This is a genomic window from Pleurocapsa sp. CCALA 161 (assembly GCF_003003995.1).
Taxonomy (GTDB): domain Bacteria; phylum Cyanobacteriota; class Cyanobacteriia; order Cyanobacteriales; family Xenococcaceae; genus Waterburya.
The window spans coordinates 1-19,028 of record NZ_PVWF01000092.1 but is presented as its reverse complement, the minus strand read 5'-3'; the positions used below and the strand labels follow the sequence as shown (position 1 = coordinate 19,028).

Below are 19,028 nucleotides of genomic sequence, written 5' to 3'. Positions count from 1 at the left end.
TTTTAATCTTGTTGAGCTTTTCCGTGATGTGGACAGGCAGGCGAATAGTTCGGCTTTGCGTGGCGATCGCTCTGGTGATACCCTGACGAATCCACCAGTAGGCATAGGTACTAAAACGATAACCTTTAGTGGGATCAAACTTTTCCACTGCCCTTTCTAAACCAAGAGTTCCTTCTTGAATTAGGTCGAGCAATTCTAAACCACGATTTTGATACTTTTTAGCCACAGAAACAACTAGGCGTAGATTCGCCTTAATCATGTGTTCCTTAGCATGAATACCATTCTTTTGAATTTTATCTAATTCCTTGACATCACAGTTGATTACTTCGGCCCAAGCTTGTTTCCCTACCGCTAATTTTTCTTTGAGGACAGGAATTTCCATCCCTACCGTCATTGCCCATCTTTTAATTGAAGGACGATGACTAAGCTGAGTTACTAAGCGATCGTGGACATCTACTAACTGAATAAATTCTTGTAAAACAGCATTGCCTGTCTCAGCAGCCTTAGCTCGTTCTTCTATGATATTAATATGGCGCTGCACTTTTTGAGCTTCAGAAACTTCTTCATCTCGCTCTAAGAGGGGAACTCTGCCAATTTCTTGAAGGTATAGTCTAACTAAATCGGTAGTAGTACGACTGCCTCGACGAGCGATCACATCAGGATCGGCACTATCTAAATCTAGTTCAACAAGTTCTTCGCTAAATTTATCAGGACTATCTTTGTCTAGATCGATATCAGCGTCCAAATTTAGATCGATGTCGGGAGAAGTATTGTTTTCGTCGGTTTCAATGTACGAAGAATTAGCAAGCATAGGGATCATTAGTAATGACGACTCAAGTGAAGGTTGTTGACGTGACTTCCTCTTTAAATAGATTGCCCAATTCATTTTAAAAATGAACACAAACTGAAGTATTATTTGGCTGTTTTCAGTTGCTCGGAACTTTTTTGCGTGATCTTACGGCTAATTAGCTGTTTTATCGATCACCTAAATATCAAGGAAGCTGTTAAATATTGCTTATGGTGTGTGGAAGGATCTGTTTAGCTAAAAGTTCCCGTAATTGCTAGAATTTACATTTCTTTACATAACTTTTAATAAAATTGCCTCATGAAACTGGCGATATAAAAGCGTGAAATGCTCTGTAGATATAGAATGAAGCGCAGTTTTAAGTAAATTTCTAGAACAAGCCGAAAAAATGAAACCGCTGGTTGATTTGCGGTTCTAAGTCAGAAAATATTGAGTTTATTGTCAGTAATTATACTGGCGTAATCTTGGGCTTTTGACGAGGATAAAGCTGGATCAAGGCTCTCACCTGTTCTGCATGATAGGAACTACGAGTTAGGGGGCTTGAAACTACTTGTAAAAAGCCAATTGATTCACCAAACTCTTGCCAGGCCTGGAACTGTTCTGGAATAATAAAATCTTTGACACTTAAATGTTTTTGAGAGGGCTGAAGATATTGTCCAATGGTCAAAATATCGCAGTCTACATCTCGCAAGTCTTGAATTACCGCTCGTACTTCTTGATCGGTTTCGCTTAAGCCCACCATAATGCCAGATTTGGTGTATACCCAAGGAGCAATTTTACGTGCCTGTTGTAATAGTTCTAGCGATCGCTGATAATTTCCTTGAGGGCGTACTCGTTGATAGAGTCGGGGGATAGTCTCGGTGTTGTGATTTAAGACATCAGGTTGCGCCGCCAAGATCATCTCTAAAGCATCCCAGTTGCCACATAAATCGGGAATTAACAATTCAATGGTAGTTTGGGGTGATACCTTTCTAACTGACTCAATGCAGCGCACAAACTGCGATGCACCCCCATCAGATAAATCATCTCGATTGACCGAGGTAATAACTACATGATTAAGGTTAAGACGGCGCACTGCCTCAGCTAACTGTAATGGCTCAAAAGGATCTAGAGCCTGGGGTTTTTTCTCAAAATCGATATCACAATAGGGACAAGCGCGAGTACAGGCAGGTCCCATAATCAGAAAAGTCGCTGTGCCAACGCTAAAACATTCTCCAATATTGGGGCATGATGCCTCTTCGCAGACAGTATTTAAGGACAAGTCGCGCAGAATTTCTTTAACCGTGCCAACTCTTTCTAATTGAGGTGCTTTGACTCTTAACCAGTCTGGTTTTGCTATCACTCGCGATCGCTCCAGTTGCTATAAGATGATAATTGTTTATTTTATCTTTTTCCTGGATGTCTTGATCTTGTTTAAACTAAATCGGCAAAAACTTCCTGTACTGCGGGATAAATAATTTGCCCTTGTTTAATATTTAATCCTTTGGCTAAAACCTGATTTTGGGCTAAAGCTGCTAGACCGTGATTTGCTAGCTGCAATACATAGGGTAAGGTACTGTTGTTTAAAGCTTGAGTAGCTGTCCCGGGAACAGCACCAGGCATATTGGGTACACCAAAATGAACTACCCCCTCTTCTTCATAAGTTGGCTGAGTATGAGAGGTTGGACGCAGGGTTTCAATACAGCCCCCCTGATCGACTGCCACATCAATAATTACCGAACCTGGGCGCATCTGAGCAACCAACCGACGAGAGACTAAAGTAGGGGCTTTTTTACCCACTACCAGCACTGCACCAATTAATAAATCTGCGTCTTTAACTGCCTGTTCTATTTGAGCAGTGGTACTGTACAGTAACTCTACTCGTGAACCAAATAAACTTTCTAAATAACCGAGACGTTCGACGTTGATATCAATAATTTGGACTTTTGCCCCCATCCCAACGGCAATTTTAGCTGCTTCAGTACCCACAACACCACCACCAAGAATGACAACTTGACCAGGACTTACTCCAGGAACTCCTCCCAGCAATACTCCTCTACCACCCTGCTGCTTTTCCAAATATCTAGCGCCGAACTGTACTGATAAACGTCCTGCAATAATGCTCATGGGAGTTAGCAGGGGCAACATCCCATTATCTAACTCTACAGTTTCATAGGCGATCGCCGTTGTGCCAGAATTAACTAAGGCTTCGGTTAAAGAACGGTCTGCTGCTAGATGAAGATAGGTAAACAGCAGTTGATCTGGTTGTAGATAGTGATATTCACTGTTTAAAGGTTCTTTAACTTTGACCACCATTTCTTTAGACCAAACTTCGGCAGCGTCAGCAATAATCTTTGCTCCTGCCTGCTGATATTGGCGATCGCTAAAGCCAGAACCTTTGCCCGCATTGGTCTCGACAAACACTGTATGATTTTTGGATAATGCTTGGACACTATTAGGGGTTAAGCCTACACGAAATTCTTGGTCTTTAATTTCTTTGGGAACACCTATTTCCATCTTGTTTAGTCAACTAAGTAATGCTTCAATACTCTATTAGTTAAGCAAAATCAACTGTGGTTATGGTTACTATTTATCCTGATTCTGGGTTTATTTTATTGCATTCGGTCTATAGTGCGGTATTGAATTGCTTCGGCTAAATGATTACTTTGCAAATCGCGATCGCCTGCTAAATCAGCAATCGTGCGAGATACTTTCAACACTCGATCCATTGCTCTTGCAGATAATCCCAGCTTCCTAATTGCTCCTTCTAAGAGATTACGGCTAGCATCATCTAAAATACAAAACTCTTTTAGGTGATGGGATCGCATTTCCGCATTACAACTTATTCCTGGTTCACTCGCAAAACGTATTTCGGCTAGCTTACGGGCAGTGACAACTCTTTTTCTGACTATTGCTGAGTCTTCTCCTGTCGTTTGTCTGGTCATTTCTTCTGGTTTGAGACGGTTTGCTGCTACTTGCAGATCGATCCTGTCTATTAAAGGCCCAGATAGCTTCGCCCAGTAATTTTCCCGTTGGCGCGAGGAACAGGTACATTGCTGAATGGGATCGCCAAAATAACCACAGGGACAAGGATTAGTGCTGGCAACTAAGGTAAATTGAGCGGGAAAAATTACCGATTGACGGGTGCGAGAAATGGTCACCTGTCCATCTTCTAGAGGCTGGCGCAGATATTCTAAAACATTACGCTTAAATTCAGTGAGTTCGTCCAAAAAAAGTATGCCTTTATGAGCCAAAGATATTTCACCAGGACGAGGATAAGTACCACCTCCAACCAGCGAGGGGCCTGAAGCGGAATGATGAGGACTGCGAAACGGTCTTTCGGTAACTAGTTCACCACGATCTTTTAATAGTCCTGCAACGGAGTGGATTTGAGAAACTTCTAAAGCTTCATCGAAAGAAAGATTGGGGAGAATTCCTGGAAGACGTTGAGCTAGCATCGTTTTTCCGCTACCTGGTGGCCCAATCAGGATCAAATTGTGTCCCCCTGCTGCGGCAATTTCTAAGGCGCGTCGAGCCTGAATTTGCCCTTTTACGTCTTTGAGATTGGGAATGTGAGTAAGCGATCGCTTTTTGGTTAAAGGATTTTCGGCAATTACAGGCTGATATTTATCTGGCTGATTGAGAAAGTCGGCAACCTGTCCAATATTAGCAAATCCATAAACCTTGATATCATTAACTACTGCTGCTTCTTGAGCATTCCCCAAGGGCAGAATAAGTCCTGCAATACCCATTTTTGAGGCCGCAGCAGCGATCGGTAAAACTCCTGAGACAGCTCTCAGGGTACCATCCAGGGAAACTTCGCCGTAAAATAGATAATCGCCCAATAATTGGGGATCGACCTGTTCTGAGGCAGCGAGAATGCCAACGCTGATCGGCAGATCAAAACAAGGACCTTCTTTGCGTAGATCCGCAGGAGTTAAATTGATCACAATTTTCCTGACGGGAAAGACAAAGTTGGCGTTTTTCAAGGCTGCTTTTACTCTTTCTCTCGATTCTTGAATTGCCACATCGGGCAAACCCACAACGATGATTTTAGGCAAACCACCCGAAACATCAACTTCTACTCCCACCTTGATGGCATCAATACCAGCGATCGCTGCACTCCAAACCCTTGCTAACATGAATTAACAATTTATTTTATTTATTCCAGCCTAGGTTGCTGATCAAGAATTGTCTAACCGCAATTTTACTAATCTTTGAATTTTCTTAGTTAATCTATTCATTAGGGTAGGTCAATTAAGCCTATACCCAAGAGTAGGGCTTAAACTAAAAGAGATTGCCAATAACTTCAATTCCCGCCTAGGTCTTGACGTATTTTGATTCAAGCCATAATTTTATTGTACTGATACTTTAGATCTACTTTAGGGAACAATAAAATTAAACATAATCTCAGTTAAATTAGCAATATTAGAGCTTTATTGCGATCTAAACTTCTTTTTATTCTTAAATTGTTCATAAATCTCTATTATTTAGATTCTAACTATTAACTATTCAAGTTGTCTAACCAGCAAAATATTGATAAAGATTAATTTTCCAGGTCAATCAGAACAATATGAATACCAATTATAATCAAATTCAAAAAATGGATTTAGAGCAAATACACCATATATTAGTAATTGAAGATCCATCTTTTGTTAGAGAAATTGAGCTTGATGCTGCCACCTATTCTATTGGTCGTCATTCTAGTAATGATATTGTTCTTTCTTGTCAGAAAACTTCTCGCAATCATGCCACTGTACTTAGAAGAACAGACCTGAAAACTAATCAATGTTCTTATTGGATTTTGGATGGGGATTTACAAGGAAATAGAAGTAGAAATGGTATTTATATTAATGGTAAGAAAGCTTTAGTTCATGAATTACAGTCTGGAGATATAGTTCATTTTAGTGCTGATGCCTCAGTAAGGTATAAAATCTCCACCGAGCCATTGCTAGATGATGCGCCATTAGATGAAAATTTAGTACCTCTTGCTCCTATAGCTGCTCCTGTAATTGTGCGAGATACTTTGGTCAATAAAGAAACAGTTGTATCTTCAGAACAACAAACACCTCAAAAAACTGAAAAGCCAATAGATAATTCTTTACAGCTGACATTAGCCGAATTAAGTCCTCAACCAATAATTGAAAGCGATCTTTATGGCAATATTACCTACATTAATTCTGCTGGAATAATTAACTTTCAAGATATTTATCATCGTAAATTAAATCATCCCCTCTTAGACAACTTGATTTCTCAATATCATCAGGGACATGACAACATTATTAATCGTGAAGTTACCATCAATCAAGAAACTTTTCAGCAAACAGCTTATTATCTACCAGAGAAAAGAGTAATTAGGAGTTATCTGACTAATATTAGTCAGCAAAAGATTGTCGAGCAAGAATTACAGCAGGTTAAAACTTTTTATAGTCGTATCAGTGAGCAAATTTCTGAAGGAATCATTCTAGTTGAATCTGCTACCAAACAGATTATTGAAGCAAATCACGCTACTAGCAAAATCTTAGGATATTCTGCTGCTGAATTATTACAGATGAATATCTATCAATTAGTAGAACAATCAGAAAAGTTTGCTTTAGTAATTAAAAACATAATTGCCGAAAATAATAATTTTGAAGGAGAATACTCCCTACGGCATAAAAACAGTAATTTAATTCCTACTCAAGTAAAAATAAGTATTGTCAAATTTGAATCAGAAGCAAGTATTTGTCTAATTATTCGTACTTTAGAGTCAAAAACTGCTCTAAATACTGTTGAACAAGCATCAACTGAATTATTCAAAAGAGAGTTATTTAATCAGCAGCTATTAACAGCGATCGCTAATGCCAAAAGAAGTCAAAAATTATTAGCTGTATTATTTTGTAAACTAGATTTTCTTCCCGACATAAATGTGAGTATTGGTGAGAAAAACTACGAAAAATTATTATTAGCTTTAGAAAAAAGATTAGACACTTGTTTGCGCTCAGGAGATACGATAATTCGTTGGCATGAAGATAAATTCGCTTTGTTGTTACCACAAGTCAGTGATATTGAAGAGGTAACTAAAATTACGCAACGAGTCAATCAATCAACTCATCAGTCTTTTACTCTTGGTAAAACTAAAGCCTCGATCACCAGTGTTACAGGGATTGCCGTCTATCCTCAAGACGGAGCCGAGCCTGAAATTTTAATAGCTAATGCTCATACTGCTCTTGAACGAGCTAGCAACAATAAAATTGATTACCAGTTTTATGATGATGCGATGAACTCACAAGCACTAGTTGCATTAGAGTTAGAAAGCTTATTGGAGCAGGCTTTAGAACAAGAAGAATTTGAGCTTTACTATCAACCACAAATCAACATTAATAGTGGCAAAATGGAAGCTATCGAAGCTTTGCTGCGGTGGAAACATCCCGAATTAGGTTTAGTCGCACCAGGCAACTTTATGAGAATAGCTGAAAAAACTAAGCTCATTGTGCCAATTGGCGAATGGACAATTCGTACTGCTTGTCTACAAAATAAGCAATGGCAAACCCAAGCAATGCCTGTGGCAAAAATGATTGTTAGTCTTTCTTTAGTTCAATTTCAACAGTCAGATCTTGCACAAACAATTGCTGAAATACTATCAGAAACAGATCTTGATGCTAGTTTGTTAGAGCTAGAAGTTAGTACTGCAACCTTGATGGATAATATCGACCACAGTCGACATCTAATTAATCAATTAAAGTCTTTAGGAGTCAAAATTGCTGTAGATGGATTCACCAGTGGCTTTTTAGCTCTAGACTATCTCAAGCAAATTCCCCTCGACAGTCTGAAAATAGACCGCGCTTTAGTTCAGCAGCTTACCAATAGTCCTCAAGATTTGGCACTGGTCAACGCACTTATCCAAATAGGAAAGGGTTTCGATCTCAGGGTAGTTGCGGAAGGAGTAGAAACTCAAGAACAGGTAGAATTGTTGCGCAGTTTAAACTGCCATTATATGCAAGGGTATTGGTTCGGTCGTCCTTTGGCTGCTAACGAAGCTGGAAAACTATTACAGCTTGATGATTTAGCAGAAGTCATGGTTCAACCTCAATCCTCTGCCGTAGTAGAAACAGAAGCAGCAAAATTTGAGTGCGAATAAAGAATTAGCTTGAGATAAATTCAGTACATTTTAACTATCTACAATCAACACAAAAATCAACACAAACTACAAACCCAATACTTTTCGTTTAACAATTTAATTAAATCGTCTAGGAAAAGTCTTGATTACAAACCTTTCTTTAGATAGAAGGGATCGCAAATTAATAATGGTAAAAATCAGACAGGGATACAAATAACCAAGATTCCCATATGATCACATCATTAGACAGCAACTAGATAAATATGAAAGTTGGTTCTCAATATCTGGGTAATAATGTTTGCGAGTTTACTCTTTGGTCGCCTTTAAAAGAAAAAGTAGCCGTACATCTTGTTTCCCCTGAAGAAAAGTTGCTAACAATGACCAAGCAGGAACAGGGTTACTGGTATCTTAAAGCCGAAAATATTGACCCTGGTACGCTTTACTATTATCAACTTGAAGACTCAGTGGATAGACCAGATCCCGCTTCACATTTTCAACCACAAGGGGTTCACGAAGCATCAGCAGTTATCGACCACAATAATACTAGTTGGCAGGATTCTCAATGGACTGGTATTCCTTTAGAAGAGATGATTATTTATGAACTGCACGTTGGCACTTTTACTCCTGAAGGGACTTTTAAGGCAATTATTCCTCGTTTGTCAGACTTAGTAGAGTTGGGAGTCAACACTATTGAACTAATGCCTATAGCTCAATTTCCTGGCGATCGCAATTGGGGTTATGATGGGGTATATTCTTATGCGGTACAGAATTCTTACGGTAGACCAGAAGATTTAAAGCAATTAGTCGATGAGGCACACCAGCAGGGAATAGCAGTAATTTTAGATGTAGTCTACAATCATTTTGGGCCAGAAGGTAATTATATGGCTCATTACGCTCCCTATTTCACGCATACTTATCAAACTCCCTGGGGAGATGCAATTAATTTTGATAATGCCTATAGTGATGGGGTACGAAATTATTTTAGTGAAAATGTTCTGTATTGGCTGGAAATTTATCACATTGACGGACTGCGTCTAGATGCAATTCAGGCTATTTACGATGCGGGGGCAAAGCATATCCTGCAAGAGATGGCGGAAAAGGTAGAGGAATTTTCTCACCAAGTAGGTAAAAAATTTTATTTAATTGCCGAAAGTGACCGTAATGATGTGCGCATAATTCGTCCACGAGAACTAGGCGGATATGGACTGGATGCTCAATGGAGTGATGATTTTCACCATTCCCTGCGTACAGTCTTGACTAAAGAGTCGGGGGGATATTATGTAGATTTTGGCACTTGCCAACAACTAGCTAAAGCTTATCAAAATACTTTTGTTTATGATTGGCAATATTCCCAGTTTCGTAAAAGATATCATGGTAATGTTATAGGCGATCGCCCTGCTTGGCAATTTGTAGTTTGCATTCAAAATCACGATCAAATTGGCAATCGAATGTTAGGCGAACGTTTATCTGACTTGATTGATTTTGAAGCGGTAAAATTAGCTGCGGGTGCTTTATTGTTGTCTCCTTATATTCCTTTGTTATTTATGGGACAGGAATATGGAGAAGAATCTCCTTTTCTTTATTTTGTTAGTCATGAAGATCCAGATTTAGTTGCAGCAGTACGTGAAGGTAGAAAACAAGAATTTACCGATTTTCATCTGGAGGGAGAATATATCGATCCTCAAAGTACTCAAGCTTTTAATTTGTCAAAAATTAATTGGCAGCAAAAAAACGAAGAGAAACATCAAGTTTTATGGCAATTTTATCAACAATTAATTAACCTACGAAAAACTATTCCTGCTTTAAAAAAACTCGATAAGCAGAATTTACAGGTTACTGCTGAAGAAAGCGATCGCCTTATTACATTACATCGCTGGCAAAATGATAGTCAAATATTTAGTATATTTAATTTTAACGATCAAAATGTTGAGTTAAAAAATGTTGTTCTAAGAGGAAAATGGCAGAAAATATTAGACTCTAGTGAAACTAAATGGATGGGAAGTGGTTCAAACTTACCTGAAAAGATTGAAACAAAAGAACAACAATTATCAATTAAGCCACATAGTTTTGTAGTTTATCAGCAATAAATTTTAGTAATTTTCAATTGTTTTAATCTCCTGTCCTGACCTCTAATTCTTGTTCTTATAAGGGTAGGGTGTTTACTTATTCCGATTTTGACCTCTGACTTTAACCTTTAATTATGCATATTCCCACAGCTACCTATAGAATTCAATTTCATGCCGATTTTAATTTTAAACATGCTCAAGAAATTATTGCTTATTTAGCCAATTTAGGTATTGGGGATATTTATGCTTCACCTATTTTTAAAGCTTGTCAGGGAAGTACTCATGGTTATGATGTAGTAGACCCAACTATCTTTAATCCAGAACTAGGAACCGAGTCGGACTTTAGTGATTTAATTGCTCAGGTTCAGGCTCATAAAATGGGCTGGCTGCAAGATATTGTACCAAATCATATGGCTTATGATAGCCAAAATTTGTGGTTAATGGATGTTCTAGAACATGGTAAAGATTCAGAATTTTTTGATTTCTTTGATGTTCATTGGAATCAAACTTATGAAGAAATGGACGAGCGAATACTTGCTCCTTTGTTAGGAGATTTTTACGGTAATTGTTTAGAAAGAGGTGAAATAAAACTTGACTATCAAGAACAAGGCTTAGTAGTTAATTATTTTGGCTTAGAACTACCAATTAGAATCGAGTCTTATATAACTTTTATCACTCATAATTTAGGTACTTTAACACGAGAAATAGGTCGCCAACACCAAGATTTTATTAAATTTTTAGGAATTTTATATTTATTAAGAAATATTTCTGAAGAAACTAAGGAAAGAGAACGGTACGATCAATTAAAATTTATTAAAAGTCTGCTTTGGGAAACCTATATCCAAAATCCTAGCGTAGAAAAATTTATCCAGAACAACCTCAAAGAATTTAATGGTGAAGTTGGTAATGCTGAAAGTTTTAATCTATTAGACAAGCTGCTAGCCGAGCAATTTTATCGTTTGTCTTTTTGGAAAGTTGGTGCAGAGGAAATTAATTACCGTCGATTCTTTACAGTTAATGAGTTGATTTCTGTAAAAGTAGAAGAATTAAAAGTATTCAATCAAACTCACGAGTTAATTAGTCGGTTAGTTAGGGAAAATCAATTTACGGGAGTACGTATCGATCATATAGATGGCCTATATAATCCTGCTGAATATCTAACTAGATTGAGAGAAAAGTTAGGAGATACGTATATTACAGTGGAAAAAATTCTCGAATTAAGCGAAGATTTACCTGCAAGTTGGCAAATACAAGGTACAAGTGGATATGAATTCCTAAATTATGTCAATGGCTTGTTTTGTAATCCAGAAAGCGAACAGGAGTTTGATAATATTTATACTCATTTTACTGGTTTAAAAACCACTTATAAAGATTTAGTTTGCGAAAAAAAAGGCTTAATTTTATCAAAAAATTTAGCAGGAGATCTAGAAAATCTAACTCAAATTCTTAAAAGAATTTCCTCCCATACAAGAGCAGGAAGTGACTTTACTATTTATGGTTTAAGACAAGCTTTATTCCAAGTATTAGTACTTTTCCCTGTTTACCGAACATACATTGATGCTAATGGAGTTACTGAAGTAGATCAAAAATATGTCCAAGAAACAATTAAAGCTGCCAAGAAAAAAGCTCCTTTGTTAATTAACGAATTTAACTTTATCCAAAAAGTATTACTTTTAGAATACGAAGATTTTCGCAGCAAAACTCAACGAGAAGAATGGCTGCATTTTGTCATGCGATCGCAACAATTAACAGGACCTTTAATGGCAAAGGGAGTTGAAGATACGCTTTTATATGTTTATAACCGATTACTATCATTAAATGAAGTGGGAGGAAATCCCAGTCATTTCGGCATCGAGTTAAGTTTATTTCATCAATTCAATCAAAATAAAGTTAACAATTGGCAGCAGGGAATGAATACAACTGCTACTCACGATACTAAACGGGGTGAAGATATACGCGCTAGATTAAATGTGCTTTCGGAAATTCCTCAAGAGTGGTCACGGCAAGTTAATGAATGGCGTAAACTTAATCAAGTTCACAAACAAGAAAGTATGCCCGATGCAAATGATGAATATTTCTTTTATCAGACTCTGTTGGGTGTTTTTCCTTTTGCCGAAAGTGACTTAGCTAATCTACCTACTAGAATAAAAGATTATATTTTAAAAGCAGTGCGAGAAGCTAAAGTTCATACTGCTTGGTTACGTCCCGATGAAGAATATGAACAAGCGTTTTTTAGCTTTATTGAGCGCATTTTATCAACAAAAGAATCAGATTTTTGGCAACAATTTCGACCTTTTCAAAAACAAATAGCTGAATACGGAATTTACAATTCTCTAGCTCAAGTATTAATCAAAAATACTGCTCCTGGCGTTCCAGATTTATATCAAGGCGCAGAATTATGGGAATTAAGTTTAGTCGATCCCGATAATCGCCGCCCTATAGATTATCAACAGCGAATAAATTTTTTAGAAGACATTAAAGCAAAAATTAAGCAAGATATTCTACAATTAATTAAAGAACTAATTGCTACTAAAGAAAACGGCAAAATCAAACTTTTTCTGACTCATCAATTACTAAAAGCTCGAAAAGAATATTCAGAAATATTCTTAAACGGTAACTATCAACCAATAGAAGTTACTGGAAAATATCGCAATCATATAATTGCTTTTGCCAGAAATCATGAAGATAAAATTCTTGTGGCGATCGCGCCTCGCTTTTTAACAGCAATTATTAAACCAGGACAACTCCCCCTTGGTGTAGAAGTGTGGGAAAATACTAGCCTTAAGTTAACCAATAAAAATTGGCATAATCTAATAGATTGTCAAACGATAGTAGGAGAAAATTTGGCAGTCGGCGAAATTTTCCAGAACTTTCCTGTGGCTTTGTTAATTGGATAATAGATTTGACTAATTGGGAAGCACGGATTTGCCCTAAGTAGAAATAACAAATAACCGATCAAACACAATTCAAGACCAAGATACAATAAAAATAAATAGGGATAAGCAAATGAATAACAATTTCAACAACTCGAGAAGTTTAAACGCTATATAAATCCCTACAGATACAGCCGTTTCCAATTGAATAGACTACGCTCTTAATTAATTAACTCGCAGCTATAAGCCATAAGCTTTAAGCCTTTTCTAATCATTCTAATAACTGTGGTCTACTAACGTGAAAAACGCTGTAGGTGAGCAAATCTTAAATGTACTTAAATACTAATAACTTGCTCACCATTGATTCTAGGCTTTATTGCGATAAAGAATATTGACAATAAATTTAGCAACTACCTGGAAGAAGCTAGGTTTTCTCTCGCCATTAGTAGCATTTGAATCTACAGAAGTCTTGGTTGCTGACTTCTCAGGTGTTGGCTTCTGGGGTGGTATTGCCTCGGCTAAGGCCGTTTCTGCTGCTTCTAGTGCTTCGGATTGAGCAACAGTGGCCTCAGCTATTTCTTGGGGAGGTTCAGCCATAGTTGAAGCTGATTCTGGTGCGGTGAGATTGTCCTTGAGATTAGTTTCAGTCTCAGCAGAAGGAACAGGTTGGGGTTCGGTTAAAGAATGACACTTGTTTAAAAAATCTTCTAATTTTTGGCGATCGCTAACATCAATTTGACGAGCATTGGCAGCACATTCAGCAACATCATAATCGCCAATATAAGCAAGCCATTTTTCTAGATCTTGTCTAACTAGAAAGCCAGTAGCATCATCAGGGTATTGCTCGCATAATTCTAACAAGTCTTGGGCATTATTAGCTACTCTACCGTCGGGAAAGTGAAAAGGCTCAGTCATGGTCGTAATTTATGGTTAAATCAAAAAAGTTCAATTTTATCTTGCCACAGGTATCTCGATCTAAACAGTTACAAATTTTCTGAAGATTAATTGCAGTTAACAGAAATATGAGCGATCGCCAACTGTGAATTGATACTAAATCCGCTTGACAAAGGTAATGTTTAATTTCTGCGTAAAAATTTAGTGATGAGATGAGAATAACTAATACTTATTACTTATTACTCGTTACTCAATTTTTTAACCAACCTATCTGGAACGGATTTAGTATGATTATAGTTACCCTGGTACTTGCATACCTCTATCTACGGCTGGACGTTGTTTGAGGGTTTCATGCCAATGTTTCAACTGTGGATGATTATCTAAGCTTAAGTCCATAAACTCAAAAGCAGCTACCCAGGGATAAATTGCGATGTCGGCGATTGAATAATCATCACCGCTGATATATTTTGTTTTAGCTAATTGATTATTTAAAACATCATAAAGTCTTAAAGTTTCTTTATGATAGCGCTCGATGGCATAAGGAATTTTGGTAGGAGCATACTTATTAAAATGGTTATACTGCCCAAACATTGGTCCAATGCTACCCATTTGGAACATTAACCACTCAATCGTTTGAAAGCGCTGTTTTACTTCACTAGACAGCAATTTTCCTGTCTTATCTGCTAAGTAAATTAAAATTGCTCCCGATTCAAAGATCGTCAACTCGGCATCGCGATCGACAATGGCGGGAATTTTACTATTAGGATTAATAGCTACAAACTCAGGGGTAAACTGTTCTCCCCTAGAAATATCTATACTGTGAACCGTGTAATCTAAGCCAACCTCTTCCAGCATGATAGAAGCTTTGCGACCGTTGGGGGTAGTAAAAGTATATAAATCGATCATGTTGATTCCTACATTGCTAATAACTATTTTATTTACCTACCATTATTGCGACACATCCAAAAGATGACCCGTAGCTAGGTAAACTAATAACTAAGTTTAATTATGCGATTTTCAAGGGTTTGTTGGTGGATATGAGTAATACAGTTTGGGAATTAGATTTTTATTCACGTCCTATATTAGATGAACAAGGAAAAAAGCTTTGGGAAGTTTTAATCTGTGAAAGTTCTAACAGTATAGAGCGATCGCCTGCTACGCTCTTTAAATACGCTGAATATTGTCCGAGTACCAGCGTAAATTCATTATGGCTACGAGAAGCAATTGAAAAAGCGATCGCCAAATCTGGCACCACACCCAAAAAAATTCTCTTTTTCCGTCGTCAGATGAACAACATGATTGTCAAAGCCTGTGACGATGCAGGAGTTAACCCTGTCCCCAGTCGTCGCACCTATGCTTTAAACCAGTGGCTTGCCCAAAGAATGATTGATGTTTATCCTCAAGCAGAAGGATTCGATCTCAAGACGGCTAACGCTGCTTCGGTACAGTATCCTCCCTTAAACGCCATTCCGTTGCCAGATGCGGTAAAAGGCGATCGCGGGGATAAATGGACTTTTGTTAGTCTGTCTGCTGCTGATTTTGATGATATGCAAGATTGGGAGATTGCTTTTCAAGAATCTTTTGCCCTCTCGCTGTTAGATATTCAAGCTGAGATGGCGATTCCTGGCTTAATTATTTATTCTCCCCGCGCTACTCCCTTAGCAGCCTGGATGTCAGGGTTGGAGATGGGTTATCTTCAGCTTGAAAAATCTGTTCGTCCGCAACTGCGTTTGGAAACTGGCTTAAGCGATAGCTGGACGTTAATTAACTTAACTAATCAAGAAATTGTTAAGCAAGCAGAAGATTTTGAGAATGCCAAGCAAAAAGCCAATGGAGTTCACTTTTTAGCAGTACAATCATCCCCAAATGTTGAATCTTTTGCTGGTTTTTGGTTGCTGAAAGAATAAAAAGAACAACTTTTAATAGCTAAACTATTAATTACTCTTAACATTTAGGCGAAAACCTAAATACAGACTAAATACATAGAGCGATCGCCTACTGTTACTTCACGTTTTATTGTTTTACTTTTTAGCAATAATATAGATAGCATGAATTAAACCAGGAAAATACCCCAGCAAGGTTAGTAAAACATTGATCCAAAAGTCTGTACCAAATCCCACTTGAAGAAAAACTCCTAATGGTGGTATTAAGATCGAAAAAATAATGCGAATTATATCCATAGGGCATTTTACCTTAGTGTAACTATATTTTTATTTTAATATTTTTATTTCAAACAGCAGCGACAATCAATCATAAGATATAGTAATTCCTATCTTATGGTTTCTTTGCTTATCATACTTGGCTAACTCCTCAATAATGCCAGACAAACTCTATTTTGATTGAGAAGGAATTAAGCGTTTCTCCAAAGACTTAACCCGAAGATTAGCAGTTTTATTTTCAGGCTCGTATTTCAAGGCTTCTTTATAAGTTTCCACGGCTTTAGTAATCATCTGTTTTTTCTCGTAGACGTTACCCAAATTGTTGAACGCAATTACATATTCAGGATAAAGCTTTAAAGCTTCTTTGTACTGTCTAATGGCAATATCGTATTGTTCTTGAGCAAAATAAGCATAGCCCATAGCATTATGAATTAAAGCCTGATTTTCGGCTGGCAATTGTTTATCTACTTTAAGCGCTTTTTGTAGGAGTGTAATCGACTGAACAAACAATTTTTTGTCTAAATATAGACTTCCCAGTTCATAATATTCTTCAGCAGTACCTTTTTCTTGTTTCAGCTTGTCTTGCAGACGAGAAAAAGTACTTTCTTGCTTACGGGTTTTAATAACTTCTCGTAAAATATAAATTGCCGCAAAAACTAAAATTGCTAGTAAGGCAGAAATATAGGCTATAGGTAGATTCTCATTCATGGGCGATCGCGCTTTGTGATACTTTTTTAAAATTCGATTTCTGATTACCTGTAATTTTCACACATCTACCAAGACGAAATCCTTAATAGTTAACAAAATGTTGAGCGTTGTTAATCGTATTGATGATTAATACTACAGCCGATCAAAGCCATTCCCAACTAGGATAAGTTGCAGCTTGCCCGCATTTTTGCCCAGATTCATCAGTTAAATTCCACAGAGTTACTTGTTTAATTAAAAATCTTTTGCCTTGACTAGAGATTCTCACCCCCTCATAATTCTCAATATATCCCTGTTCTTTTGCCTGCTTAAGCATTAGCGCCCTTTCTGCTCTAGCTACTGGTTCGGCACTTGCAGCAGAAGGGGTTTTAATAAACTCGTCCCAACTCAAAGACCATAATTGCAAAGCAGTTTGATTACCGTAGTTGAAAATAGGATCTGCTTGAGTACCATGAGAAACTAGGACAAACGGGACATAAAATAGAGCTTTCGATAACTGTTCTGGCGTATTTGCTGAATCAATTAAATCTTTGCCCAATAGCTGACGATAGCTATCCGACACAATTTGAATCCAACGAATAATTTCTGGTTGTTGCCAAACAGGTGTAGTCATAGGTTGGTGAATTAGCTTGCGTTCCAATACATCCTTGAGTAAAAAATCTCTGAGTTTCAAAATGGACGCGGTTTATCTAGCTAACCTGAGTTCGGGTTAAGCAGATTAATTGGTGGAGATAGCTGTAAGCTAATAGCTAATAGCTAATAGCTTTTGAGATAGTTTGGATGCAACTCTACTATGAAAGAAGAACGGAAAATAGTATTTTTAAATACCTTCAAAATAAGGATTTGAGCTAATCCCGAACTCAGGCTTAATTATTAAAATTATTTCTTAGAGGGTCAAAGATTGAGGGTTAGTTTCAATCAAGGTAGCCAAATCTTTTAAGAAAGCTGCTGCTTGCGCGCCATAAATAATGCGGTGATCTGAGGTAATATTCACCTTCATTTGGCGTTTAACTCCCATCATTCCTGAATCATCGGCTACCAACTGAGGTTTTGAACCACCAACGGCTAGAATTGAACCCTGTCCTTGAGGCAAGATGGCATCGAAGTTATCTACCCCAAACATACCCAAGTTAGAAAGGGTAAATGTACCAATGCTATATTCTTCAGGCTGTAGTTGCTTAGAGCGAGAACGAGCAACTAAATCTTGCCAAGTGCGGGATAGAGAATAAATATCCATCTGATCGGCATTGCGCAATACAGGGGTAATTAACCCACCATCAGGCATAGCTACTGCTACAGCCACGTTAATTTGGGCATTATATTTAATGGCATCTTGGGCATAGCTGGCATTAACTACGGGGTGATTTTTGAGAGTGACAGCGATCGCTTTTGCTAGTAAAGCTGTCATGGTAACGCCCTTAGACTTAATTTGCTTGTATAATCGATCCAAAGCATCGGTATTAATCGTGTAGGTGACATGGAAAGTCGGCACTTGCAAACTGGTCATCATGTTCTGTACCACTGCTTTTTGTAGGGTATTGAGGGGTACAGTTTCACCAGGAGTAATATTTAGAGTAATATTTACAGGAGGAGCAGCAGCAGGAGTTACACGAGCAGCTACTACCGCCGGGGTAGCATTAGCAGTAGCTTGGGGGGCAACACCAATGGGGGTTGCCATAGGAGTCGAAACAGGCTTACCAGCAGCTTGTTCCACATCACCCGCCGTAATACGTCCATAAGGACCACTTCCCTGAAGAGATTTTAAGTCTACCCCTAACTGTTTGGCTATTTTTTTAGCTCTTGGCGAGGCAACTGTTCTACCTGAACTACTATTACTGCTGCCATTACTAGCTACCGTAGCGGTATTAACTTCTATCGGTGCTGTTACAGCCACAGGAGCAGCTTCTTGAGGCTTACTACCACCACCTGCATGAGATGCTGCTTGTTTCTTCGCTTCGGCAATTTCGGCTTCAGTTTCGGCTATTAAAGCGATCGCACTACCTACAGGAGCTTCTTCCCCTGCTTCCACCATGATTACTGCCAGATAGCCATCATAAAAGGTTTCAACGTCCATGTCGGCTTTATCCGACTCTACCACTAGGACAGTTTCCCCTTTCTCTACTTTATCCCCAGGAGATTTAGACCACTCAACAATCTTACCTGTTTCCATAGTGGAACTGAGAGCGGGCATAAATATATCGTGAATCATAATGTGCAATCTTCTGCTTAAAGTTAATTACCGATTGATTTGAAGGAAGCCACAAGCGATCAGCTTGAAAGCAAACCGAAAGATATTATATCTTTAATCCATGGTGCAGAGTTTGTAGTCTTGTAGTCGAAAACTGAGGCTGATTACAATACCTGATAATAACATTGCTCATTGCTCATTGCTCATTGCTCATTGCTCATTGCTCATTGCTCATTGCTCATTGCTCATTGCTCATTGCT

Annotated in this window: 14 protein-coding genes; 4 read left to right on the top strand and 10 right to left on the bottom strand. The window is 38.0% G+C overall.

The window, feature by feature from the left end:
* From C7B62_RS18565 to C7B62_RS18550, 4 genes are all read right to left on the bottom strand, one after another.
* A partial coding sequence (locus C7B62_RS18565) for a sigma-70 family RNA polymerase sigma factor (protein WP_146132138.1) occupies positions 1-811 on the bottom strand: 811 nt, incomplete at its 3' end.
* Between the two features lie 442 nt (positions 812-1,253).
* Entirely contained in the window at positions 1,254-2,147 is an 894-nt protein-coding gene (lipA, locus tag C7B62_RS18560; protein ID WP_106240409.1) for a lipoyl synthase, read from the bottom strand.
* Between the two features lie 71 nt (positions 2,148-2,218).
* Complete coding sequence (gene ald, locus C7B62_RS18555) at positions 2,219-3,301, bottom strand: alanine dehydrogenase (RefSeq protein ID WP_106240406.1); 1,083 nt, start codon at positions 3,299-3,301, stop codon at positions 2,219-2,221.
* 95 nt (positions 3,302-3,396) lie between these two features.
* Complete coding sequence (locus tag C7B62_RS18550) at positions 3,397-4,926, bottom strand: YifB family Mg chelatase-like AAA ATPase (RefSeq protein WP_106240402.1); 1,530 nt, start codon at positions 4,924-4,926, stop codon at positions 3,397-3,399.
* Positions 4,927-5,357: 431 nt separating this feature from the next.
* On the opposite strand from C7B62_RS18550, the gene C7B62_RS18545 reads away from it, so the two are divergent.
* The 3 genes from C7B62_RS18545 (at position 5,358) to treY (ending at position 12,846) form a co-directional block, all read left to right on the top strand.
* Positions 5,358-7,904: an EAL domain-containing protein gene (locus tag C7B62_RS18545; protein ID WP_106240397.1), complete on the top strand. Its 2,547-nt coding sequence runs from the start codon at positions 5,358-5,360 to the stop codon at positions 7,902-7,904.
* Positions 7,905-8,146: 242 nt separating this feature from the next.
* Positions 8,147-9,970: a malto-oligosyltrehalose trehalohydrolase gene (gene treZ / locus C7B62_RS18540; protein WP_106240393.1), complete on the top strand. Its 1,824-nt coding sequence runs from the start codon at positions 8,147-8,149 to the stop codon at positions 9,968-9,970.
* Positions 9,971-10,083: 113 nt separating this feature from the next.
* The gene (gene treY / locus C7B62_RS18535) at positions 10,084-12,846 is read left to right on the top strand and encodes a malto-oligosyltrehalose synthase (protein ID WP_106240389.1); all 2,763 of its coding nucleotides are present in this window, start codon (positions 10,084-10,086) and stop codon (positions 12,844-12,846) included.
* A gap of 342 nt (positions 12,847-13,188) precedes the next feature.
* On the opposite strand, the gene C7B62_RS18530 is transcribed toward treY, so the two are convergent.
* Together C7B62_RS18530 and C7B62_RS18525 are read right to left on the bottom strand one after the other, a co-directional pair.
* Entirely contained in the window at positions 13,189-13,737 is a 549-nt protein-coding gene (locus tag C7B62_RS18530) for a hypothetical protein (RefSeq protein ID WP_106240386.1), read from the bottom strand.
* 276 nt (positions 13,738-14,013) lie between these two features.
* Entirely contained in the window at positions 14,014-14,622 is a 609-nt protein-coding gene (locus C7B62_RS18525; RefSeq protein WP_106240382.1) for a glutathione binding-like protein, read from the bottom strand.
* Between the two features lie 131 nt (positions 14,623-14,753).
* Between C7B62_RS18525 and C7B62_RS18520 the strand changes: the two genes are divergently transcribed.
* Positions 14,754-15,623 (top strand): Tab2/Atab2 family RNA-binding protein, encoded by an 870-nt coding sequence (locus C7B62_RS18520; RefSeq protein ID WP_106240378.1) that lies wholly within the window; start codon positions 14,754-14,756, stop codon positions 15,621-15,623.
* A gap of 114 nt (positions 15,624-15,737) precedes the next feature.
* On the opposite strand, the gene C7B62_RS18515 is transcribed toward C7B62_RS18520, so the two are convergent.
* The 4 genes from C7B62_RS18515 to C7B62_RS18500 all read right to left on the bottom strand — a co-directional run bounded on the left by C7B62_RS18515 (position 15,738) and on the right by C7B62_RS18500 (position 18,789).
* Complete coding sequence (locus tag C7B62_RS18515; protein WP_106240374.1) at positions 15,738-15,896, bottom strand: YqaE/Pmp3 family membrane protein; 159 nt, start codon at positions 15,894-15,896, stop codon at positions 15,738-15,740.
* A 150-nt stretch (positions 15,897-16,046) separates the two neighbouring features.
* Positions 16,047-16,583: a tetratricopeptide repeat protein gene (locus tag C7B62_RS18510; protein WP_106240370.1), complete on the bottom strand. Its 537-nt coding sequence runs from the start codon at positions 16,581-16,583 to the stop codon at positions 16,047-16,049.
* 142 nt (positions 16,584-16,725) lie between these two features.
* On the bottom strand, positions 16,726-17,193 hold the full coding sequence (locus C7B62_RS18505; RefSeq protein WP_106240413.1) for an MEKHLA domain-containing protein: 468 nt from the start codon (positions 17,191-17,193) through the stop codon (positions 16,726-16,728).
* Positions 17,194-17,466: 273 nt separating this feature from the next.
* Positions 17,467-18,789, bottom strand: a complete 1,323-nt coding sequence (locus C7B62_RS18500) for a dihydrolipoamide acetyltransferase family protein (RefSeq protein WP_106240367.1) — start codon at positions 18,787-18,789, stop codon at positions 17,467-17,469.
* Positions 18,790-19,028: the final 239 nt, after the last annotated feature.